The sequence below is a fragment of the Thermovirga sp. genome, from assembly GCF_017656375.1.
Lineage (GTDB): Bacteria > Synergistota > Synergistia > Synergistales > Thermovirgaceae > Thermovirga.
This window is the reverse complement of sequence record NZ_JACDOB010000008.1, coordinates 38673-58810: the sequence shown is the minus strand read 5'-3', so window position 1 is coordinate 58810 and position 20138 is coordinate 38673. Positions and strand designations below refer to the sequence as shown.

Annotated in this window: 23 protein-coding genes and 1 tRNA gene; 13 read left to right on the top strand and 11 right to left on the bottom strand. The window is 41.9% G+C overall.

What is annotated here, in order from left to right; translation table 11 throughout:
* Positions 1-63: 63 nt before the first annotated feature.
* Positions 64-525 carry an Lrp/AsnC family transcriptional regulator gene (locus H0Z23_RS04345; protein ID WP_296867747.1) on the top strand — a complete coding sequence of 154 codons (462 nt, stop codon included), beginning with the start codon at positions 64-66 and terminating at the stop codon, positions 523-525.
* 52 nt (positions 526-577) lie between these two features.
* On the opposite strand, the gene H0Z23_RS04340 is transcribed toward H0Z23_RS04345, so the two are convergent.
* The 3 genes from H0Z23_RS04340 to H0Z23_RS04330 form a co-directional block, all read right to left on the bottom strand.
* Complete coding sequence (locus H0Z23_RS04340) at positions 578-1408, bottom strand: phosphatase PAP2 family protein (protein ID WP_296867746.1); 831 nt, start codon at positions 1406-1408, stop codon at positions 578-580.
* Between the two features lie 136 nt (positions 1409-1544).
* Positions 1545-1632: transfer RNA gene (locus tag H0Z23_RS04335), tRNA-Leu, on the bottom strand.
* Positions 1633-1715: 83 nt separating this feature from the next.
* Entirely contained in the window at positions 1716-2504 is a 789-nt protein-coding gene (locus H0Z23_RS04330; protein ID WP_296867745.1) for a carbon-nitrogen family hydrolase, read from the bottom strand.
* A gap of 106 nt (positions 2505-2610) precedes the next feature.
* Here H0Z23_RS04330 and H0Z23_RS04325 point away from each other — a divergent pair, with 106 nt between their 5' ends.
* The 5 genes from H0Z23_RS04325 to H0Z23_RS04305 all read left to right on the top strand — a co-directional run bounded on the left by H0Z23_RS04325 (position 2611) and on the right by H0Z23_RS04305 (position 5746).
* Positions 2611-3039 carry a PaaI family thioesterase gene (locus tag H0Z23_RS04325; protein ID WP_296867744.1) on the top strand — a complete coding sequence of 143 codons (429 nt, stop codon included), beginning with the start codon at positions 2611-2613 and terminating at the stop codon, positions 3037-3039.
* Positions 3040-3102: 63 nt separating this feature from the next.
* The gene (locus H0Z23_RS04320; protein ID WP_296867743.1) at positions 3103-3552 is read left to right on the top strand and encodes a DUF2703 domain-containing protein; all 450 of its coding nucleotides are present in this window, start codon (positions 3103-3105) and stop codon (positions 3550-3552) included.
* 3 nt (positions 3553-3555) lie between these two features.
* Entirely contained in the window at positions 3556-4083 is a 528-nt protein-coding gene (locus H0Z23_RS04315) for a cob(I)yrinic acid a,c-diamide adenosyltransferase (protein WP_296867742.1), read from the top strand.
* Positions 4084-4174: 91 nt separating this feature from the next.
* Positions 4175-4849 carry a GntR family transcriptional regulator gene (locus tag H0Z23_RS04310; protein ID WP_296867741.1) on the top strand — a complete coding sequence of 225 codons (675 nt, stop codon included), beginning with the start codon at positions 4175-4177 and terminating at the stop codon, positions 4847-4849.
* A gap of 9 nt (positions 4850-4858) precedes the next feature.
* A complete protein-coding gene (locus H0Z23_RS04305) occupies positions 4859-5746 on the top strand; it encodes a DMT family transporter (protein ID WP_296867740.1) in 888 nt (295 codons plus the stop codon).
* A gap of 213 nt (positions 5747-5959) precedes the next feature.
* Here H0Z23_RS04305 and H0Z23_RS04300 read toward each other — a convergent pair whose 3' ends face one another.
* From H0Z23_RS04300 to H0Z23_RS04290, 3 genes are all read right to left on the bottom strand, one after another.
* Positions 5960-7276: a replication-associated recombination protein A gene (locus H0Z23_RS04300; protein ID WP_296867739.1), complete on the bottom strand. Its 1317-nt coding sequence runs from the start codon at positions 7274-7276 to the stop codon at positions 5960-5962.
* Positions 7270-8268 carry an HAD-IA family hydrolase gene (locus tag H0Z23_RS04295; protein ID WP_296867738.1) on the bottom strand — a complete coding sequence of 333 codons (999 nt, stop codon included), beginning with the start codon at positions 8266-8268 and terminating at the stop codon, positions 7270-7272. The genes H0Z23_RS04300 and H0Z23_RS04295 overlap by 7 nt, the downstream gene beginning before the upstream one ends.
* A 326-nt stretch (positions 8269-8594) precedes the next feature.
* Positions 8595-9959, bottom strand: a complete 1365-nt coding sequence (locus H0Z23_RS04290) for a diguanylate cyclase (protein WP_296867737.1) — start codon at positions 9957-9959, stop codon at positions 8595-8597.
* Between the two features lie 99 nt (positions 9960-10058).
* On the opposite strand from H0Z23_RS04290, the gene H0Z23_RS04285 reads away from it, so the two are divergent.
* Both H0Z23_RS04285 and H0Z23_RS04280 read left to right on the top strand, forming a co-directional pair.
* Positions 10059-10760, top strand: a complete 702-nt coding sequence (locus tag H0Z23_RS04285) for a lipid-binding SYLF domain-containing protein (protein WP_296867736.1) — start codon at positions 10059-10061, stop codon at positions 10758-10760.
* A 12-nt stretch (positions 10761-10772) separates the two neighbouring features.
* The gene (locus H0Z23_RS04280) at positions 10773-11573 is read left to right on the top strand and encodes an alpha/beta hydrolase (protein WP_296867735.1); all 801 of its coding nucleotides are present in this window, start codon (positions 10773-10775) and stop codon (positions 11571-11573) included.
* On the opposite strand, the gene H0Z23_RS04275 is transcribed toward H0Z23_RS04280, so the two are convergent.
* Positions 11534-12310, bottom strand: a complete 777-nt coding sequence (locus H0Z23_RS04275; RefSeq protein WP_296867734.1) for an A24 family peptidase — start codon at positions 12308-12310, stop codon at positions 11534-11536. The genes H0Z23_RS04280 and H0Z23_RS04275 overlap by 40 nt on opposite strands.
* A gap of 135 nt (positions 12311-12445) precedes the next feature.
* Between H0Z23_RS04275 and H0Z23_RS04270 the strand changes: the two genes are divergently transcribed.
* Positions 12446-12907, top strand: coding sequence for a universal stress protein (locus tag H0Z23_RS04270; protein ID WP_296867733.1), 462 nt, complete (start codon positions 12446-12448; stop codon positions 12905-12907).
* A gap of 77 nt (positions 12908-12984) precedes the next feature.
* Here the strand turns inward: H0Z23_RS04270 and H0Z23_RS04265 are convergent, their stop codons facing one another.
* On the bottom strand, positions 12985-13425 hold the full coding sequence (locus H0Z23_RS04265; protein WP_296867749.1) for a hypothetical protein: 441 nt from the start codon (positions 13423-13425) through the stop codon (positions 12985-12987).
* Positions 13426-13545: 120 nt separating this feature from the next.
* On the opposite strand from H0Z23_RS04265, the gene H0Z23_RS04260 reads away from it, so the two are divergent.
* Positions 13546-14436, top strand: coding sequence for a YitT family protein (locus tag H0Z23_RS04260; protein ID WP_296867732.1), 891 nt, complete (start codon positions 13546-13548; stop codon positions 14434-14436).
* Between the two features lie 5 nt (positions 14437-14441).
* On the opposite strand, the gene H0Z23_RS04255 is transcribed toward H0Z23_RS04260, so the two are convergent.
* Genes H0Z23_RS04255 through ychF form a run of 3 tightly spaced genes read right to left on the bottom strand, consistent with a single transcriptional unit; the run spans position 14442 to position 17420 of the window.
* Positions 14442-15272: a M55 family metallopeptidase gene (locus H0Z23_RS04255; RefSeq protein ID WP_296867731.1), complete on the bottom strand. Its 831-nt coding sequence runs from the start codon at positions 15270-15272 to the stop codon at positions 14442-14444.
* The gene (locus H0Z23_RS04250) at positions 15250-16278 is read right to left on the bottom strand and encodes an NADH:flavin oxidoreductase (protein ID WP_296867730.1); all 1029 of its coding nucleotides are present in this window, start codon (positions 16276-16278) and stop codon (positions 15250-15252) included. Before H0Z23_RS04250 ends, H0Z23_RS04255 begins: the two co-directional genes overlap by 23 nt.
* Positions 16279-16325: 47 nt before the next feature.
* A complete protein-coding gene (gene ychF, locus H0Z23_RS04245; RefSeq protein WP_296867729.1) occupies positions 16326-17420 on the bottom strand; it encodes a redox-regulated ATPase YchF in 1095 nt (364 codons plus the stop codon).
* A gap of 152 nt (positions 17421-17572) precedes the next feature.
* Here ychF and H0Z23_RS04240 point away from each other — a divergent pair, with 152 nt between their 5' ends.
* The 3 genes from H0Z23_RS04240 to H0Z23_RS04230 all read left to right on the top strand — a co-directional run bounded on the left by H0Z23_RS04240 (position 17573) and on the right by H0Z23_RS04230 (position 20096).
* Complete coding sequence (locus tag H0Z23_RS04240; RefSeq protein WP_296867728.1) at positions 17573-19057, top strand: DUF4139 domain-containing protein; 1485 nt, start codon at positions 17573-17575, stop codon at positions 19055-19057.
* A gap of 78 nt (positions 19058-19135) precedes the next feature.
* Positions 19136-19705 carry a Fur family transcriptional regulator gene (locus H0Z23_RS04235; RefSeq protein WP_296867727.1) on the top strand — a complete coding sequence of 190 codons (570 nt, stop codon included), beginning with the start codon at positions 19136-19138 and terminating at the stop codon, positions 19703-19705.
* Positions 19695-20096, top strand: coding sequence for a hypothetical protein (locus H0Z23_RS04230; protein ID WP_296867726.1), 402 nt, complete (start codon positions 19695-19697; stop codon positions 20094-20096). The genes H0Z23_RS04235 and H0Z23_RS04230 overlap by 11 nt, the downstream gene beginning before the upstream one ends.
* Positions 20097-20138 lie beyond the last annotated feature (42 nt).

Here is a 20138-nt window from a genome sequence, read left to right as displayed (position 1 = left end):
TTGCTTAAATTCTGCTAAAACTTCTCTACACAATCATTTTTATACAGTCATATGGAGGTAAGCATGGGTAAAAAAGCAAGCTTCTCGACGACGATAATGGATGACATAAACAAAAAAATTATTGAGATACTCCGAAAAGATGCCAAATCCTCCCTGAAAGAAATAGGGGCTGAAGTAGGCCTTTCCTGCTCTAGCGTAGGAGAGAGGATCAAAAAACAGGAACAACTAGGAATCATACTGGGGTACTCTGCTATAATCGATGAAGAAATGCTAGGGTTTCCCATTACAGCGATCATAGCTATAAAATGCCACTCTCCACAGAAAGAAAAAGCGCTGCTTCAAAAACTGCCTAAAGAAGGACCTGTAAGACAGTTCTGGAATGTGACAGGCGATATAGATATATACGTGGAAGCTACTTTCCCATCCATGAAGGAACTTAATGAATTTCTAAACACTCTGTATGATTTCGGTAGGCCTTCAACATCAATAGCCATAAATAAACCCTATAAAATTTTTAGCATGTAAGATATCGAATAGGGCATTATAGGGTTTTGCCAAACTAAACTAATCTGCACGCTTATGAAACTGGGACATACTCTGGAGAAAAGATAAAAGCAACAATTAGGTATAAAATAAACCATGTTACAAGGAACAAAAAAACAGAACAAGTGTAAAACTTTCCAGAGTTAAAAACAATATGGCCATAATAATGATGAATAGATTCGTAATGAACATTAAATAGCCCGACCATACTTATTCCCACCAAAAGCCAAGCACTTCCCAAAAAAGCACCTGCCAAAACATCGCTAAGATAATGAACATCTAAATACAAACGGCTAAACCCCACCAAAGAAGTTATTCCCAACCACAAAATAAATCCTCCAACTTTATAAAGAGGCTTTTTTACCTTGCGCAATAGTAAGAAAAGCACAAAACCATAGAAGCAAGCCGTATGAGATGTATGTCCGCTAGGGAAAGAATAACCTAGAACGTCCGTCAAATTGAAGGGACGTTGCCTTTTTAAAAGCTCCTTAGTTATAGCGGTAAAAACAGAACATCCCAACATGGAAACCAGAAACGGAAAAAAAAGGTCTCTTCTTTTTGCCACAACAAGAAGGTATATCAAGACAAGAACAATACCTCCTGAAATAACTTGCCAATTTCCCAACATCGTAATTTTACTGAAAAGCTCAAGCCCAAAGGAATTTCTTAAACTTAAAATTTTTATGGATAGATAACTATCTAAAGACACTATTGAATAGTCATCCCAAAGGCCTTTAATCCACAACTCCATAAGGCAAAAAACTATGAGTAAAAACCCCGCCATGCCTATTGGCAACCAATAGGCAATTCCTCTCTTTTTGAGTATTGGCGCATCCTCACACAAAAAACCTAATATCTTTCGCAAGAAAACATATCTCCATTATTCTTTAATAGTATCAATAAAACATCTTGCCAAAAATATATAGCAAAAACAACTAAACATCCATTCTATCTTATAAAAAAGCCCCAGGCGTGACAGCCTGAGGCTTTCTGTACTTTATTGGTGCCGGAGGGGAGACTCGAACTCCCACAGACCCAAGGTCCGGCGGATTTTGAGTCCGCTGCGTCTACCAATTCCGCCACTCCGGCAAGCGCAAGAATATTTTGTTATCCTTAGGCCATTTTGTCAACCTCTAAGATGCATTTTTTTGTAGATGTGCCTAAGTTTAGTTTCATTTATATATATCCAGGCGCCTATCCTGAAGGACAGGTATAGTCCTTCTAGCATCCTGGAGAACTTCAAAATCAATACTTGCTTCGACTATGCTCTCTTCTCCATTACGGAGCTCCGCAAGGATCTGCCCCCAGGGATCTACAACCATGGAACCTCCTACAAATATGTTGGGCTCTTCAACCCCAACCCTATTGGAGGCAACCATAAAAACCTGATTTTCAATAGCCCTAGCCATCATAAGGGTTCTCCAATGATGAATTCTAGGTTCAGGCCACTGGGCCGGAATAAAAAGCATCTTGCTCCCCTTCAACGTCAGCATCCTGGCCAATTCGGGGAAACGAAGGTCATAACATATCATTGCTCCGCATTTGATGCCGTCCAGTTCGAACAGACAAAGTTTTTCGCCAGGAGAAATGTACTTATTCTCATCCATGAGGCCAAACAAGTGTAGCTTGTCATATTCTGCTATTTGCTCTCCATCCCTATTAAACACCATTAACTTGTTGTAGACTTTTCCACATCTCACAGCGGCAACAGATCCTGCAACTATATTGACATTAAATTTTTTTGCAAGCGACGACATCGCTTCTTTTGTTCTTTTCCCGTTAGAATCCCCTATCTCTGAAATATTTTCAAGAGAATAAGACGTGTTCCACATCTCCGGCAACAAAATTACATCTGGGGTTGACGCCGATGCTTCCTCTATTTTTTTTGTTACACTCTCAAAATTTTTATCAGGGCATCCTTTCACTATATCCATTTGAATAATTGAGATCCTCATCCTCATGCCTCCCTCCTCCCTTGCTTTCAGTTAGATATACATATTATTTTTACTGTATCATCTATTTACCTCTACTGCTAGAATATGTTTGTCATTCTTGGAGGTGAGTTATATGTCTTTAGAAAAAATGCCGGGCTACGATGGGTGTTTCGTATGTGACACTAGTGGGGAAAACCCCCGATCCCTCAGCGTAAACATTTACTGGGATAATGAAAAAGAAGAAATCCAAATACCTTTCAGGCCAGATGAGACTTGGTGCGGCTTTGAAGGGATAGTTCATGGGGGCATCCTCGCCGCCCTTACAGATGACGCAATGTCTTGGGCTCTTAAAAAAACAACTCAATCCTTCGGACTAACTGCTTCACTATCCATACGCTATTTGAGACCTGTAAGAGCGGGAGAGTCCTACAAAGTCATAGGATCAGTGCATGACCATGAGGGAAGGAAAATACACACAAAAGCCCGTATAGTTGACGAGAAGGGCAAAGTACATGTCGACGCAAAAGCTATATTTGTACTACAAATCTCTAATAATAAATAAAGATCTAAACAGATACGTCCTTTAAGTTATTATTTAAAACAAAAACTTTAGGAGGATTATAAAATGAATCGAATTATCGTTAGGCACTACTGTACAGAACAGAAATGTCCCCCAGTGGAGCAGACACTTGAAACTCTTCAAAGGCTTGTTGCGGAGATGGAACCAAAATTAAAAAATATAGGATTCAATATAGAACTAGAGCTTTTAAATCTAAGTAATGCAAAAGAAACCTCACATCAAGACATTAACAAAGTAACTATTTCATGTAAAGAAATGGATTTTGATGAAACCCCTCTAGAAGAAATAATAGGTGTCCCCGTACATATGGAGCCCTGCCCATGCGGAGGAGACCTTAATGAGTGTCGGGCACTTATCGTGGAAGGCAAATCCTTCCAGGCCCTACCCCCTGGTTTGATTCTTGACGGAATATTACGCGTAGCCTTCTCGGCATTGGACCAACTCGGAGGCACATGCGGACATAGTTGCGATGGTTGCGGCGGTTGTGGAGGATAGATCATGGCAACTTCGTGGATAACTACGAAAAAGGGAGATAAAGGGCTGACCAGCCTGGGCAACGGGGAAAAAGTTCCAAAGGATCATCCAAGGATAGAGCTTTACGGAACGCTAGATGAATGTCAAGCTGCTATAGGAATAGCACGAGCCCATTGCGATTTTAAAGAGATAAGCGAGAAACTTCTGGAAATAGAGGACTTAGTAGGAACTCTAATGGGGCACTTGTCACTTTTCCCGGGCATTCAAAGCCCAGAATACAAAAAACTGGAAGAGATAATATCTAGCTCAAAGGATTTCGCAGGCGGAAGGCCCTTCAGGTTTCTAAGGCCTGGAGACTCTAAAGTTGGTTCGTTCCTTCACCTTGCCAGGACTATAGCAAGAAGGGCAGAGCGAAAGGCAGTCAAACTCTATCGTGATGGAGAAATAGAAGAAAAATGCTACATTTTTATAAACCGACTCTCAGATGCAATCTTTGCTCTCTGTATATGGCTATCTTTCCTAGAAGACGAAGCGGGGAAAGTAAATAACTAAACATTTCCCGATCATAATCTCGTAAAACAAATCCTCAAGTTTATTGTATAATGGGTTCTGTATACGCCTACATTTGAGGGGAGGCATTTTTATGACGAATAACCCTTTTACTCCAGCAAGAAATATGGACTTGAGAGAAATCGTATACCAAAAGATAAAGGAAGCTATAGTGGAAGGACTCATAAAACCTGGAGAGCGTCTTTCTGAAGTCGATATAGCGGACAAGCTAGCAGTTTCAAGAACACCAGTAAGGGAAGCCATACGTCAGCTCGCTCAAACAGGGCTTGTCACGCTAGAACCTAGAAAGGGAGCCTTTGTAACCCTTCCAACTCTAAAAGATGCGGAGGACCTATATGATTTAAGATCCACCCTAGAACTCATGGCAGTAAGGTATGTCATAAAAAACCCGCCTGTAGAAACCCTTAAAATGTACCGAGAAATATTCGCATCAATAAACGAAAAAACGGAATCAAAATATTATCTAGCGGAAGATAGAAAATTTCACAACATGCTATATGAAGCCTCAGGAAACAAATATCTTCACATAATGTTAGGTAACATTTCGGACCTAATAAACCTGTGTCGCCATTATTCTGTGGAAGGAACGCCCCTTACAACTTTTGCTTACGAACACATTTTAATTATTGATGCAATACTAGACCAGGATCTAGAAAGAGCAGAAAAAGAAATGAGAGCCCACCTTAATCGCACCAAAGAAGGCCTTTTAAGTTATTTGAGAAAACATCCTGACGTGAAAGAAAAATAACTTGAAGCAATGACTCCAACGACTACTGTTACAGGTTTTTCCCTAGCATTCCTGGCTGCAATTACGTGGGCAGTAGCCCCTGTCTTTTACAGAAGGGCAATAGACCATGTTTCTTATTACGGCTTGGGAGCTATAAGATGTATCGGTTATATAGTCAGCGCAGGAGCCTTTCTGCTTGTAACCATGGGAGCTGGAAGTTTCTCATTTCCTGGCATAAAGCTCTTTGTGCTAGTTTTTATATGTTCAAACGTGTGGTTAGTTTTGGGGGATTTTTTGTACTTCGCATCCTTACACAGGTTAGGTGTATCTTTGTGCGTACCTATAACCTCTGCTTACCCCCTCTTAGCTGTACCGGCCTCTTGGATATTCCTTAAGGCCCCTTTTAATTCTATGGTTCTTGTTGCAGCAATTTTAATTGTACTTGGCGTAATACTACTTTCCCATAGAACAGGATCTCCTGAACATTTGACCCCTTCTGTTAACGGAATTTCTCTGGCGTTCTTAACCATGTGCTGCTGGACTTTTGGCATAATAACCAATAGGTTTCTTCTGGATGCAATCCCTGCTCCCCAATTAGAATGGTGGCGCGCAGTCTCCGTTACTACTGGTTCGTGGGTGCTTTTTATGGTAATGGATAATATAAAAGACCTAAAAAGGCTTTCCTTACGCAATATAACAGAAATGTCCCTCGCCGGTGCGTTGGGACTCGCAGTAGGCAATCTGCTTTTCACCTATAGTTTCAAGTTCATAAGCGTAGACATAGCAACATGTATAGCTTCATCAAGGCCTTTTATAGCCTCTCTATTTGCCTTCTTCATCCTAAAAGAAAGACTAACTAGGATCAAAGTTGCAGGAATTTCTTTGGTTACAATAGGTATTATATTAATATCACTCTGATATAACCTACGTAAACAAGCTAGCTTCTATTGTTGCAAGCAATTATGGTAGTGGCAAGCAACCCATATCATCGTCAAAGCTAAATGGTCCTTAGTCTACTTAACAGACGACAAACTCCTTAATCCCCTTGACTTTTTGCCGGTAACCATGAAAAAACCATACTTGCAAAAAGAGAATACATTGGGTTGCTAGTTTACAAAATTATTTACTAGACTAGTTATCAACACTTTCACGAAAACGCCTCCAAAAATTACTAAGCCGTTTAGCTATTACCTTTTCTTCACCTATGTCCTGCGGGTAGTAGAACCTTCTTTGCTCTGGTAAATATTTCTGCGGTACCCAGTGCCCAGGGAAATCATGAGGATATTTATATCCTTCCCCATGAGGATCTAAATGCTTAGGAACTTCCATGAGGTCTCCTTTTTCTATTGCAGAAAGTACTCTATTAATAGCCAGATATGCACTATTGCTCTTTGGGGCTGAAGCCAGGTAGATCACTAACTCTGAAAGTATTATCCTTGCTTCCGGATATCCCACCATATCTATCGCATAGGCTGCCGAAGCTGCCAGTGTAAGAGCGTTTTGATCAGCCAAACCTACATCTTCCGCCGCAAAAATCAGCAATCTTCGGACCAAAAAACGCAAATTCTCTCCCCCAGCTATCATCCTTCCCAACCAATATAACGCTGCATCCGGGTCTGATCCTCTCATGCTCTTTATGAGAGCAGAAACAACCTTGTAGTGCTCATCCTGGGCTCTATCATAACGCTTGAAAGAACTACCAGTAAGTTCTTTTAGTTTCTCCTTTTCTATAACACTGGCCCCTCGTGCAACTGTCGCTATAGCTGCCACTTCCAGGCGGTAAAGGGCCTGACGAGCATCTCCTCCTGAAAGACGAGCAAGTTCCTCCAAAGCTTCAGGAGACAACTTTATTCCATATTTCCCAAGGCCTCTCTCCATATCTTCTGAAGCTTTCTTCAATAAATCAATTATCGCCTCATGCCCCAAGGGATAAAGCTCGAAAACAATCATCCTGGACAAGAGGGTTTTATTTACTTCAAACCAGGGGTTTTCTGTTGTGGATCCGACCAGAACTATGTCTCCCTTTTCTACAAATGGCAAAAGAACATTTTGCTGTTGTTTGTTAAAATGATATATTTCATCCACAAAAAGGACAGTAGCCTTTCCGGACAAAGCTTTTTTCTCAAGAGCCTCCGCTAAAACTCCCCTAAGCGAGGCCACATTGGAAGTAACTGCGTTTATTTCTATAAAATGCCTCCCCGTCATTGAAGCCATTATTCTGGCAAGAGAAGTCTTTCCCACACCTGGAGGCCCATATAAAATACAATTGGGGACTTTACCTGATTCTAAAAAGGCTCTCAAAGGTTTCCCCTCGTGAACTAAATGAGGTTGACCTAAAAATTCGTCAATGGTTCTTGGGCGCATCCGCTCTGGAAGTGGAATTTCTTTGTTTAAATTTTCCTCACCATCATTATCAAAATTCTTCCACAATGGGGTTTCATCTAACATCGCAAAATTTTCTCCTCTAAAAATGGTTCCATATCCTCCGGATCCGATGGAAGAGTAACGGCATCATCACCATGACGGATATTAAGCTGAGGGAACTTCTCTTTAAGGAAAAAATTTAGTCCTTCCAAAAGAGGCTTTTCTACCCAATTCAAAGTCAACAACCTAGAATATGCCCACTGCTCCAAAGATATTTGGGCATTTTCTTTTACTACTAAACATCCAACCCCAAGCTTTGCTGCCTCATAAGCCACATCGAAAACCTTAGGGGCTTCAACCGGCAAAGATAAGGTCATTTGCCAAGCTCTTCTTAGCCATCTTTCTCCTTTTTGCTTCACTAACTTTCTATATTCCCATGGGACCAGTGGTGTAGGCTTCCTCAAAGCTTCGACAAGGCTCTTAACGCTTTCGAATTCTGCATCTGCCCAATGGGCCCAAGTCTCCCCTTTTCTCTCTACCAATATCGCTCGCATCTTAGCTCTTCTTGCCCCTTGTAGGTCATAGAGGAAATCTCCAACAACAACACATTCTTTATACGGAACACCTAAACGTTCTGCTGCAGCCCACAGGACTCTGGGATCAGGTTTTATAGGCTTTTCGTCCCTAGTGAAAACGTGCTTGGGTAACTTAATTCCACACCTCAAAGCGGCCTCTTGCACAGAAGCAGAACAATTCCTAGACACAACAGCCCAAGGAACATGGTTTTCTTCTAACCAATCTATAAGCTCATGGGCTCCCGCAACAGGAGTAGCTCTCTTTGCTCCTTCCATTTCTACTTCCAGCAACTCTCTTTCTAATTCTTCCCGCTTTTTTTCTTCCAACAGATAGCTAGATTCAAGCAAAGGCACCAAGCGCCCATTAAAGTACTTATTTCTTATCTTATGAAAGTCCAGCCTTGTGTCTGCTAAAACTCCATCCCAGTCCAAGACAAATCCCTTAGCTGCTGCTGGATGCCAAAAAGGAAGGGGTACAATTGATGTCAATACTACCACCACGCAGACCATAAAATTTTAGGGTATGAGGCCTTAGAAGCTCCATACCCTTTAATCTAAGTAAGCCAACCGTGCCCCGCGACTGCCGTGATCTGAAGGTCTTGACCCGATCCTTACTAAATGGGAGCCTGCCCAGCTCGGGTTCGAAACCTAGGGCTTCTCTGCCGGAAGGGACGCCAGCTCCGCCTCTGGTCGAGTGTTGGCTCAAGACTCTTTCAAGCATCACGCACAGCGCAGGGTTATCACGATCTACAGCTAAATTATAACATATCCTCTCAATTATGCTAATACCATAACCGCCAAGAAATTATAAACAAAGCTATATGGAGCTACAAGTCAAAACCACACCGATTCAAAAACTCTTTAACTTCATCCAATTCTGAGACTTCACCGTTTAGGGTCACAGTGCTTATTTTTATAGGTTTTAGAGAATACTTCCCTATTTTTAAGTTTTCCAGGTTAGCTCTTAACCTTTCTGCCACCAGTTCCGCACCTGCAGCTGGTGTATGGGGAAGAATAAGAATTAATGTGTTTTTTAGGCGTCCCGTAATATCTACCGCCCTCAAGTTTTTCTTAACGCTCTTACCAATCTCCTTAATTATCGATTCATATAAAGTTTTATCTTCCTCTGCTTCTTTACTTAAACCCTCGAGATCTCCTATCTCCATCGCTATGAAAGATAAGGGATAGCCATAACGCATGGAACGTTGAATCTCTACTTTTACCATCTCCTTAAGCCTGGAAGACGAATAAAACCCCGTAAGAGGATCTTTTTGATACAGCTGAGACATACCCTCCACCACACGATTTTTCTCCAATATGGAGACTGTCACAGCCCAGAAAGCATCTATAACCTGATTGTTTATCTTTCCCAACTTGCCATTTTCACCTGAAAGAATCAAAAACACAGCAGGAATACTGCCTGTAATAAGAGTACCAGCCCTCAGAGAAGAAATTTGGTGCTGTTCCATGAGATTCTTCCACGAACCAGCTGCTTCCAAACAAGGAATCTCCCATTTCCCACCTTCAACAACATTGAGCCCACCAAAGTTGCAAGGTGTCTCTCCACCTGAAATGACTCCTAATTGTAGAGCAAAATCAAGGTATCGTTTAAGGCCCTTTTGCCCTAAAAGCATAGGCAAAACCGCATCAAATTGTAAAACCCAACGCTCCTGGCTACTATCCCAAACAAAAATGCCCCCCCACTCTGCTTCTATTATCTGCAACAGAGAACTAATAAGCCCTTGGATTAAATTCCTTGACTCATAAAGTTTTATCAATTCGAAGTATTTTTCCTTAAAAGCAACCATCCTCTTATATGCTTTTTCTTCAGTAATATCCTTCAACATCGCTAAAATTTTCTCGTTACTAAAAGAAAAAACACTTCCTTCAAAGGCCATACTTCCCGGCACCAACTCAAAAGATATTTTGCTCCACCCCTTAGTGCGCACTTTTCTCTCCAGGGCTTCATAATTCAGGGGCATTTCACCACCAAGGATTTCTGCCATCCTACAAGGGAAATCAAACTCAGAGATGCCAAACACAGAAGAAAAGGATTTGTTTGCTGCTTCTATTATTAAACCATCTTCATTATCAATGTATCCTCCAAAAACTAAAGCTGGCATCCATTCCCATACGTCTTCTAACCTCAAACCAGATTCCTGTTGTTCCAGCCAGACAGCGAGGTTTCCCACTTTTTTCACCTCTCGATAGTGATTTTTATATAATAATGATAAACTATTTATTAGTAATGGCAAACTATCAAGCATAATAAGGAAAGAGGCGTAAAAATAATGAACAAGCGTTTTTGGCAATCTGTTTTAGCCATGATCCTGATTGCATTTGGATTCACTTTGATCGCACCGCAAAAAGGTTTTTCTGCAACACCACAAGAAAGAATTGATGGCTCAATACAACTGATACGAGAAATGATAGATCAAAAAGACTCACCTCGTATGGCTGCCCTCATAGAAGATGCGAAAGGAGTTGCTATATTTCCCTCAGTCATAAAGGCAGGATTTATCATAGGGGGACAGCGGGGAGAAGGGCTTTTCCTAAGGAAAGATCCAACCACAGGCAGATGGTACGGCCCTAACTTCGTAAACATAACTGGTCTCTCTTATGGGTTGCAGATAGGTGCTCAGTCCATAGGTCTCGTATTAGTGGTCACCAATGAAAACGGTCTCAGGGGCTTCATGGGAGATAACGTAAAATTGAGCGGCGATCTTTCTGTGGCAGCAGGCCCTGTAGGAAGGCAAGTGGAAGCAGGGACAGACAGCAGGCTTAAAGCATCAATTTACAGTTACTCAATATCTAAAGGAGCTTTTGCAGGATTAACTATCGGCGGCGCTGTAATAGACGTGGATGAAAACGCCAATGCCATATACTGGGGAGCATCCATGTCCGCTAAGGCTATTCTTGGCCGCCCCGCCACAGATACTAGGATAAAACCCCTTTTGAGAGAGATAGCTATCCTTGAGAAGAAAGCCCACTGAGGAGGGGGATTTATGGGTTGGCTTGAGATAACAGAAAAAGGGCGCTACGGAGACAAAGTCGTCAGAATTTTCATCCCTGATAAAACTACAAGAATCTCAAGGGGCCCGGTAATAATTCTAATGCACGGAGTACATGGATGCGCAAATGTAGAAGTGGGTAACAAGTATGGGCAAATAGCTCAGCTACTGTTAAACAAAGGCATTAATGCCACCATGATAGAAACCAGTAGAGCTTACAGGGACATGAAGCCCTATGGTGATGACAGAACTACCTGGGCATTGGAAGCTTTTAAAGGGAAAACCTTTGAAGAGGACCATGCTGACAATATTGTAGGTGTATCTCGAATACAGGAAGAATTCCCCAATTCAGACCATTGGCTTTGGGGCTTCTCCTTAGGAGGAATACACGCAATCCTAATAGCTAGCGAGAACATCCCTAAAAAGCCGCAAGGCTTGATCCTTAGCGGAAGTGGGATAAATGTAACGAAAGAAGCTGAAGGGGCATTAAAACTACCTATTCTTGACACCATGCCCCCACAAAAAGCGCTAAAAGAAGCTACAATGAAAGTATCAACGCAAAAACTCATATCTTTTTGGGGAACAGAAGATAACGTTTTTTCGAAAGAATCATGCAGAGCCATTGTCGATTTAGTTCCTCTCCCCCCTGAAAATAAGGATTTTCATGTAATAGAGGGGGCAGACCACTCATTTAGATTGATGAGAGGGGAACAATCCATAGAACCTATCAAGGTCATGTTGGATATTGTGGTTCCTCATGTCCTCCAAGGCCAAGGCACAGAAAAACCAATATAGGACAAAATAAAGGACCCAAAGATAAGGCTAAGAAAGCTCCCTAAAGCAAGGTGCGGCCCAAACACCAAGGCATCTTTCCTACTGACTTTGCCTAAAAGAAGCAAGACCAAAGCGGCTCCTCCTCCAACCATAAACCCCAAGTAGAGGCTCAATGCGGTCATCTTAACCCCTAAAGCCAAACCCGTTCCGCCCATCAGGCTGGCATCTCCCCATCCCATTTTCCCCTTGGACAGGAAGATAATAAGCCCTATTAAACCTACGCCCAACAATGCTCCCAAGAGAGAATCTAAACCTGCGTTCAGACCTCCTGTCCCTGCACGGATTAACAAAGTTGCAACCCCTGGCGCCCACGCAAAAAGATCATAAACATACCCGCTATAAATATCTGTAAGGGCGTTTAATAGCAATCCATAGCTTATAATTAGAGAAATAATGGTTGCAACCGACCATCCCCACCGCCAAGCCAAAGATGCCCCAATAGCAAAACCGCAAAGTTCCACAAGGAAATAACTTTTACCGATAGACACAGAACAATACCTGCATTTCCCTCTCTGAATTATGTAGGAACAAAGAGGTATCAAATCCCAAAAAGAAAGTTCTTTCCCACAGTGATCACACCTGGAACGCTCTTTTCCCCACCATTTATCGTTTTGTACGGTTCTTATAGCAACCACATTAAGGAAAGAACCCATAGAAGCTCCTATAAAGCCGCTAATAATGACAAACATCCATTTCATGAAATCCCTCCTATCACTAAATAATTCTACAGTATTATAAGCTCCAAATATATACATATTTATCAAATACAAATTTATCGTGGTAAAATAATAGTAATGTTGTAGTTTTCTTTATTCCATAGGGAGGTGGAGAACGTGCCCAAAAGAATCCTTGTAGGTGTAGACATGAGCAAGTTAGGGGAGGATGTTACCTTTTATGGGCTTTCGCTTGCGTTTAGGCTTGATGTAGACGTTGCCTTTGTCCATGTATTGCCTCATCCCTCTCTGTGGAAAGGATATGATCCCTGGATACCGAGAACGGAAATAGACCATCAAATAAAGGAAATCGCCCAAAAGAAACTTCAGTATTATCTCAAAAAAGCAGAAGAAAAAGACCCCTTGTTGAAAGACAAAGAAAGAGAAGTCATCATACTGGAGGGGAGTCCTGCTGAAACCATAATAGATTACGCAAGAAGAAACAACTTCAATCTCATAATAGTTGGATCAAGGGGACACGGCACCATAGAACGAATGGTTGTTGGAAGCACAGCGGCAAACGTGGCTAGATACGCCCACTGTTCTGTTTTGATACACAGGATTGGAGAAGACATACTTTAGAGCTAAGGTGGACTCTTTACGGTCCACCTTAGCTCTTCATTTCGATTGGTAATACTTTCTTTCACACAACAATAACATTAGTAGATAAGCTTGCTTCCACCCTTACCCTTATTGATCTTATCCAGTTGTTCCAATATGGCAGGAGAAGCTACATCGATTTTAGGTTTAGCGGCCTGTTCTTTCTGCATGGCTTCACGAAGCTTCTTTTCATACTCTTCCATGGCTTCCTTGATTTTGTTTACGTCTCCTTTGACCCACTGCATAATGCTATCCGCCATAGCTTCTACTACATCCTCGGAAGGCACCTCACTGATGGCACCAAGTTCCTTGAGGATCCTATGCTCTTCCCTTATAGATTCCTTGATGTCCTCATCATCCAAAAGCCCTTTCTTATACAAGGCCCTTGCTAGTATATTGAACTTGGTTTTGTGATTTTCATCACTGTAGGACAAGCTATCTATCCTCGCTACCAACATACTCAAAAGATCATCTAGACTTATCTGCCTTGGCATTTGCATCATTTTAAATCCTCCTTCAAATAAAAATCCAAGCATAATTGTAACACGAAGGGTGTATTTTCATTAGGTTTTTTGTGATGTAAACTATGCGATAAATACACATAATGGAGATGATGAAATTTGTGGCTCAAATTGCGGGATATTTTATCAAAGATATATATACACATAAAAAGAGAATTTCCTACCTTTATTGCGACCTCCTTCGGTTGCTTTGTGGTTGCTTTTGGTATTATGGCCTTAACGATCCCTTACAAATTCCCTGACTCTGGAGTCTCTGGCATAGCAGTTCTATCTAACTATGCTTTCTCCATATCTCCTGCATGGGTAGTAGGATTTACTAATGCAGCTCTCCTTTTATGGGGCCTCAAAGAACTTCCCAAACGATTTATCGTATGGACCATTTATTCTGTTTCCCTCCTTACTGTCCTATTAAAGTTTTTTGAAAACATTCCACACCCTGACCTCAACGAGATGCTTCTTGTGGCCATCCTTGCCGGAGTTGTGAAGGGTTTGGGTGGAGGGCTGGTAATACGATCAGGTAGTTCCCTTGGAGGAACTGACATCCTCATGGTAGCTATGAGACGACGCTACGGTATAGAGGTCGGAAAATTCACTTTCTATATAAACCTTTTCATACTTTCTGCATCTATTCCTCTAGTAGGACTAGAAGGAGCTCTTTATGGTTTGGTGAGCATTTTCTGTAATGGGTTAGTTATGGACAACGTCCTTAGATCTTTCGACAAGCGAAGGCAAGTCTTCGTGATAAGCAGCATTCCGGAAATAGTATCTGATTTCGTCATGAAAGAACTCCATAGAGGGGTCACTCTATTAAATGGAGAAGGGGGCTACACTAAAGAGCCCCGAAAGATAATTTTTTGTCTTTTGACTCCACGACAAAGCGTTGAACTAAAGCGATTTTTAGCACTCAATGACCCCGAAGCATTCATGGTGATTTCAGACGCAACCGAAGTTGTTGGAAAGGGTTTCAAAAGCTGGCATCACCATATCTAATATCGCTACCACCGAACAGTAGATGCTATCTCTACAACAGACACAACCCATCTATATACGTCCATTGGATCACTCCAAGCAGACCGCAGCATTCTGCCTGAACACCTTTCTGAACCTGGAACTACAGAGGCAGCATCGCACTGTACTGTGTAATTAAAAGTTACACTTACCTCATAAGGCGGGCTAAGTCTGAATATAGGAGCACTTTTCTTGTCTATAATATTTAAAGCTTCCTCTGTAGCAGCTCGCAAGAGTTCAGCGGTAATATCCGGATGAAGCAATTCAGCAGAAGACCTTCCTCTTCCTTCCTTAATTGGACATGTAACCAAAGTTTCACCCAAGAGGCTTCTAGCTTCCAGGCACACTGCCACATCCCCAGTTACCATAGCAACAGGTTTACCCAAAGCCCCACACAAAAAAGCGTTAAGCCCTGTCTCGCCTATCCTCCAACCATTTAAAGTAAGGTCATGTACACACGAATCAGAAAAAGTGTGATCCAAAACTGCTTTTTCTGTTCCAGCCATGGCGTGATAAGCAACAAAGAAAACTCCGTCGCTTTCTTCTACTCCTTCCACCATCTCCAATATCTTTGGGAATCCGCTTATCAGGTGTACCGATCTAGGCATGCTCTCTATATCCAGGTTTATCATTCGGCCATGTGCGTCATTCACTATTATCTCCTCAGCCCCCATGTCCAAACAAGCCTGAACAACTGCCATAACATCATGTGCCTGCATCTTTCTGCCAAAATAGTACTCGCCAGAGCCATGACGGACCTGCTCAGGGTTTACTATACCTGTCGCACCTTCCATATCAGCGCTTATAAAAATCCGCATGGCTCTCCTCCCAAACATGTACTATCTTATAATTTTTCCTTAAGGCCCTACCCAATCCAACAAGATCACAAACTCCTTTTTCCAACAAAGCTTCCGCTGTAGCAGGTTCTGTTATCCCTCCCGTACCTACCACAGGAGTATTTCCCACTACGCCCTTAATGGCAGCAACATAATCAGCAAAATAGGCAGATCCCTCTCCATCGTAGCCGCAAAGATTCCCTGAAATATCCAGAAGATCTACTCCCATTGCTGATAATTCCTTAGCTACCCATTTGGATTCATCTATAGTCAACCCTTTCGGTTCCTCATTCGGCAAAGAGTCTGCAGCTCCAAGCCTTACGGCAACCACATATTCATCTGATAGTGTGTCTCTCACCGCTTCATACACCTCAAATAAAAATCTGGCTCTGTTTTTTATCTCTCCTCCGTATTTATCCTTTCTTTGATTGGTCAAGGGACTTAAAAATTGCCCTATCAGGTAACCGTGACAAGCATGTATCTCTACTCCTCTGTAACCTGCCTTGACAGCCCTTAGAGAAGCTTGGGCATACAATTCCACCAGATCAGGCATTTCTTCCAACTTTATAGGCCGTGGCATCACGTAAAGGGCACAGCAAGGGTGACGTAACGCCGAAGGTGCTATTGGGGCCCAATCATCAACCAACATGTCTTCATCTTGCACAAGAGATCCAGCATGGTTCACTTGAACAATGACATTACAATCATTATTACTGTATAAATCAGTAAGCCTTTGTTGATAAGAAACAACCTCGTCTCTATCGAGCAAAAGCTGCCTAAGCCTTGTCCTTCCTTCCTTATGGACAGCGTGATGCTCTACGATTGAAAGGGCTACACCGCTTTTAGCTATCTTCTCGTTTATATCAAGGGTATCTGCAGTTGGAAGACCATCTTTTGTCGAAGTACTAGTGGCAATTGGAGCTGAAATCAATCTGTTCTTAAGCTCTATAGGCCCTACCTGAATAGGCTGCCATAAGACTTTACCCATCTTTTCTGTCCCTCCTTACAATGTAAAGGTGCAAACTTCACATAACTTTACACGTTGAATCTTATTTCTATTATGTCTCCATCTTTTACTAGATACTCTTTGCCCTCCAACCTTAAAAGCCCTTTCTCCCTGCTCTTTGCCATTGAAAAATCATTGGCTTCAAAGTCATTATAGTGGACAACTTGAGCCCTTATAAATCCTCTAGCCAAATCGGTATGAATGGCACCTGCCGCCTCCACAGCCGTGCTGTTTTGCCTTATTGTCCAGGCCTTTACCTCATCCTTGCCTACTGTGAAAAAGGAGATGAGGCCCAAAAGCTTATAAGCAGCAGCTATAAGTCTTTCTCTGCCAGGTTCACGGATGCCAAGATCTTCCATAAACTCCTTTTGCTCATCTTCTCCCAACTCTAAAAGGTCCATCTCCATTCTTCCAAAAAGCCTTACTACCTGTAAATTTCTTTCAGTTGAGAGCCTTTTGAATTTCTCCATTCCCGGCACAGAATCCTCATCTACCTGGGTTTCATCTAGATTCAAGACCACCAATTCCGGCTTTACCGTAAGGAAAGCAAAGCCTCTCAAAAGCTTTGTCTCTTCCGCAGTCAGCTCAAGCTCCCTAAGAGGCCTTTCCTCTAAGAGAAATTTCTTACACCTCTCCAATAAATCTTGCTCCCTCTTTTCCTCGTCCTGGAGCTTTTTCTTGGAATTCAACCTACTCAGCCTGTTTTCTATGACAGACAAGTCCCTAAAGATAAGTTCCATCTCAACTATTTCCCAATCCCTAGACGGATCTATATTCCCTTCAGGGTGAGGAACCTGGGGATTATCAAAACACCTTATCACATGAATCAAGGCATCACTCTCGCTAACGAAGGACAAAAAAGCATTGCCCAACCCCGCCCCTTTGCTTGCATCCTTCGATAGCCCCGCAAGATCCACAAATTCAACTTGCGCTGGAACCTCTCGCTTAGGCTGATAAATTTCAACCAACTTATCGAAGCGCTTGTCGGGCACAGGGACTACCGCCCTGTTGGGGTCAGTCTTTCCGCTAGCGTAAGGCTTTACCTCTGCACCGGCCTTGGTTATAACATTAAAGATAGTGGTTTTACCACATAAAGGAAGACCTACTATACCGCAGTTCAGCATAAAATCACTCCCAAAACAGCCTTTTTGTCTATTGTACAAGATGTTTCAAGTTTTAGGATACCGTTTTTATGACAATAGGCATTTAATATGTTAACATGATTTAAAGAATGCACAGAAACACCAAATGTCTACCTTGCAAGGAGGTTATAAAAATGAAAACCCACATGTGCCTTTTGGTATTTATATTTCAGCTATTTTATGCCTCACATGCCTTCGCTTCAGAAGCAGGGGCTCTGGTAGCTTCCGAGGTCGATGTCTACCCTGAAGGCGCAAGAGTTTACTTTGAGATTCCCGCCCAAAATTCTATAAGGGTGAATATCCCCGCGACGTTCCAAAAGGACTCCATAAGGATAATGCCATCACATGGAGTCCAGGTAACCAATTTCAATTTTGGAATAATGGATGTTGATGATCAAGTACCTCCTGGCTTGGAAGAACTAGCTCAAACTGTGCTAATAGCTAAAAAGGAAAAAGACCTCCTTGCCGCTCAGCTAGAAAGCATTAGGCAATCTATTAAGAAGCTCGACGAAATTTCTGTTCCCGGAAAGACTTCAGACGAAATTCTTGAATTCATAAGCAAAATAGCGGAAAAAAGGCAAGAACTAGAAATGTTATCTTTTGAACGGTCCCAAGCCTTAGAAAAAGCCACACACCGCTACGAGGTCTTAAAAAAAGAATTGGATGCCTTGCTTCCGGTAAACTATAAGAAACAAAATAGACTCCTAATTCAAACTAAAGGCAAGGGCGATATAATACTTTCTGCGTGGACAAATAACGCCTCATGGAAACCATCATATAAACTGAACCTTAGCAGCGAAAATTCTAACATAAGCGGAACATTGGAGGCTCAAATAATCAACAACACGGGAATTTCATGGAAGGGCCTCATAAGGTTACACACCACCATGCCCCTAGAAAGCCTCTTCGTTCCCAAACTAAGGCCTTTGATCGCTGATTTCAAAGAGAAAGAAGATTTTTTTAAGGGCCTAAGAAAAAGCATAGGCACGGGAGCCACAACTATGGTTGAACAAAAATATGATATGGCAGACATAGTTCACATCATAAAAGGAGAGGCCCTCTCCTCAAGACCCAACATTTTACAAATAGAAACTTTTACTTTAAATGGGAAAACTTCTCTGGTCTGCATCCCCGAGTTGTCAGGAGAGGCTTGGGCCATAGCTACAATTGACTCCATGGACAAGGTTATCCTTGGTGGCAACGCAGAGCTCTATATAGACGGAAAACCGTCGGCTCGCACCAATCTCACAAGAACCGGAATAGGTGACAAAGTGGAAATACCTTTTGGGAAAACTCCGCTAATAAAAGTAACAAAAGAAAATCTAATACCCAAAGAGGGGCAGGGATGGATAGGCAAAGGCTGGGTTAAGAAAGGCTATACTATAACTGTAACCAATGGGATGAAAAAAGACATAGAAGTAACCATAATTGATCGCATACCCACTTCTGCGAAGGAAAGTATAAAAGTAGAAGAAATAATGATGAATCCAACCCCACATGAGCAAGACAAAAAAGGTATAATCACGTGGAATATGCAATTAAAGGGAGGCACTAAAAAGGCCATTACGGTCTCTTATACTGTGAGGTTCCCGGCCAACAAAGAAATAATATTTCGATAAGAGGCTCTTTCCGGCTTGTAGCCTATGAATGTATAATTTTAAAAATGGCTAAAACAATATGCTTGGGAAGGTGTGAGTATGAAGCGTTCTGGAAATTCAACTATATCTGAACAAGAGAAGCAAATAAATAAGCTCACAGATAAGTACATGGAAAGGCTAAAAAACTGTGGGTTTAGGGTGACAAGCCAACGCAAAACAATCATTGAAATACTGCTGAAAAACCTAGGAAAACATTTAAACGTAAAAGAACTCTTGAGCATCGCTCAAGAGGAAGATCCCACAATAGGGATAGCCACCATATACAGGACGGTAGATCTCCTCACTGGCCTGGGCTTGCTCAACATGATAAACCTGGAAGAGGGATTCAGCAGGTTCGAAGTTCCAGATGAACAAATGCACTTTCATTTCTATTGTAAATCCTGCGGAAAAGTCGTACACTTGCCAGACGAAAAAGATAAAACGAACACGGTAAATAGTTGGGCTCAAAAGGAAGGGTTTAGGCTACTCCCACAAACATTTGAATTGGCAGGAATATGTCCAGATTGCATTGCTAAAGGCATAACAGAAGAGGATTTCTGTGATGTTAAATGGCCTATCTGCAGGCAACGATGCAAAAAGCAAAGGCACAGATGGGGGCATGAAAGCTAGAATTGCCATCCTATTTACAGTAGTATTAACTTGGCATTTCATTTGTTTTTTTGGAGTACATTATGTTTGTGCTCAATGTTTTGCTGTTCCCATAGCCGAAAGCTTTATAGGGGAATATGTAGGCACCTACGTAGGGGATGATTATGGAACTTTTATCATCACCATATCAGAAACAGGAACCATAAAGGGATCTATTACTATTCGTAAAAACCCGAATAGTGTACCTTTAGAGGGCTTCTGTTCTCACAATGGAATCTGTGAGTTTTACACTTCTCAAAAATCTATTTTATTCAGAGGAAAAATAAATTTCTCCTATCGCATGGAAGGAACGTGGAAGCAAAGAAACTCTTCAGCCAAAGGAATATTTATAGCAGTAAAGGCAAAACCTTAATATCCACGCGCAATTTATAGTTGTTGACAATAATATTGATAA

Excerpts from the sequence above, each read along its gene's own strand:
- H0Z23_RS04250 (WP_296867730.1), bottom strand. The coding sequence starts at position 16,278 with ATGGGTAAAGTCTTATGGCAGCCTATTCAGGTAGGGCCTATAGAGCTT.
- H0Z23_RS04345 (WP_296867747.1), top strand. The coding sequence starts at position 64 with ATGGGTAAAAAAGCAAGCTTCTCGACGACGATAATGGATGACATAAAC.
- H0Z23_RS04280 (WP_296867735.1), top strand. The coding sequence starts at position 10,773 with ATGGGTTGGCTTGAGATAACAGAAAAAGGGCGCTACGGAGACAAAGTC.
- ychF (WP_296867729.1), bottom strand. The coding sequence starts at position 17,420 with ATGCTGAACTGCGGTATAGTAGGTCTTCCTTTATGTGGTAAAACCACT.
- H0Z23_RS04310 (WP_296867741.1), top strand. The coding sequence starts at position 4,175 with ATGACGAATAACCCTTTTACTCCAGCAAGAAATATGGACTTGAGAGAA.
- H0Z23_RS04300 (WP_296867739.1), bottom strand. The coding sequence starts at position 7,276 with ATGTTAGATGAAACCCCATTGTGGAAGAATTTTGATAATGATGGTGAG.
- H0Z23_RS04265 (WP_296867749.1), bottom strand. The coding sequence starts at position 13,425 with ATGCAAATGCCAAGGCAGATAAGTCTAGATGATCTTTTGAGTATGTTG.
- H0Z23_RS04330 (WP_296867745.1), bottom strand. The coding sequence starts at position 2,504 with ATGAGGATGAGGATCTCAATTATTCAAATGGATATAGTGAAAGGATGC.
- H0Z23_RS04325 (WP_296867744.1), top strand. The coding sequence starts at position 2,611 with ATGTCTTTAGAAAAAATGCCGGGCTACGATGGGTGTTTCGTATGTGAC.
- H0Z23_RS04305 (WP_296867740.1), top strand. The coding sequence starts at position 4,859 with ATGACTCCAACGACTACTGTTACAGGTTTTTCCCTAGCATTCCTGGCT.
- H0Z23_RS04275 (WP_296867734.1), bottom strand. The coding sequence starts at position 12,310 with ATGAAATGGATGTTTGTCATTATTAGCGGCTTTATAGGAGCTTCTATG.
- H0Z23_RS04240 (WP_296867728.1), top strand. The coding sequence starts at position 17,573 with ATGAAAACCCACATGTGCCTTTTGGTATTTATATTTCAGCTATTTTAT.
- H0Z23_RS04320 (WP_296867743.1), top strand. The coding sequence starts at position 3,103 with ATGAATCGAATTATCGTTAGGCACTACTGTACAGAACAGAAATGTCCC.
- H0Z23_RS04285 (WP_296867736.1), top strand. The coding sequence starts at position 10,059 with ATGAACAAGCGTTTTTGGCAATCTGTTTTAGCCATGATCCTGATTGCA.
- H0Z23_RS04235 (WP_296867727.1), top strand. The coding sequence starts at position 19,136 with ATGAAGCGTTCTGGAAATTCAACTATATCTGAACAAGAGAAGCAAATA.
- H0Z23_RS04230 (WP_296867726.1), top strand. The coding sequence starts at position 19,695 with ATGAAAGCTAGAATTGCCATCCTATTTACAGTAGTATTAACTTGGCAT.
- H0Z23_RS04255 (WP_296867731.1), bottom strand. The coding sequence starts at position 15,272 with ATGCGGATTTTTATAAGCGCTGATATGGAAGGTGCGACAGGTATAGTA.
- H0Z23_RS04315 (WP_296867742.1), top strand. The coding sequence starts at position 3,556 with ATGGCAACTTCGTGGATAACTACGAAAAAGGGAGATAAAGGGCTGACC.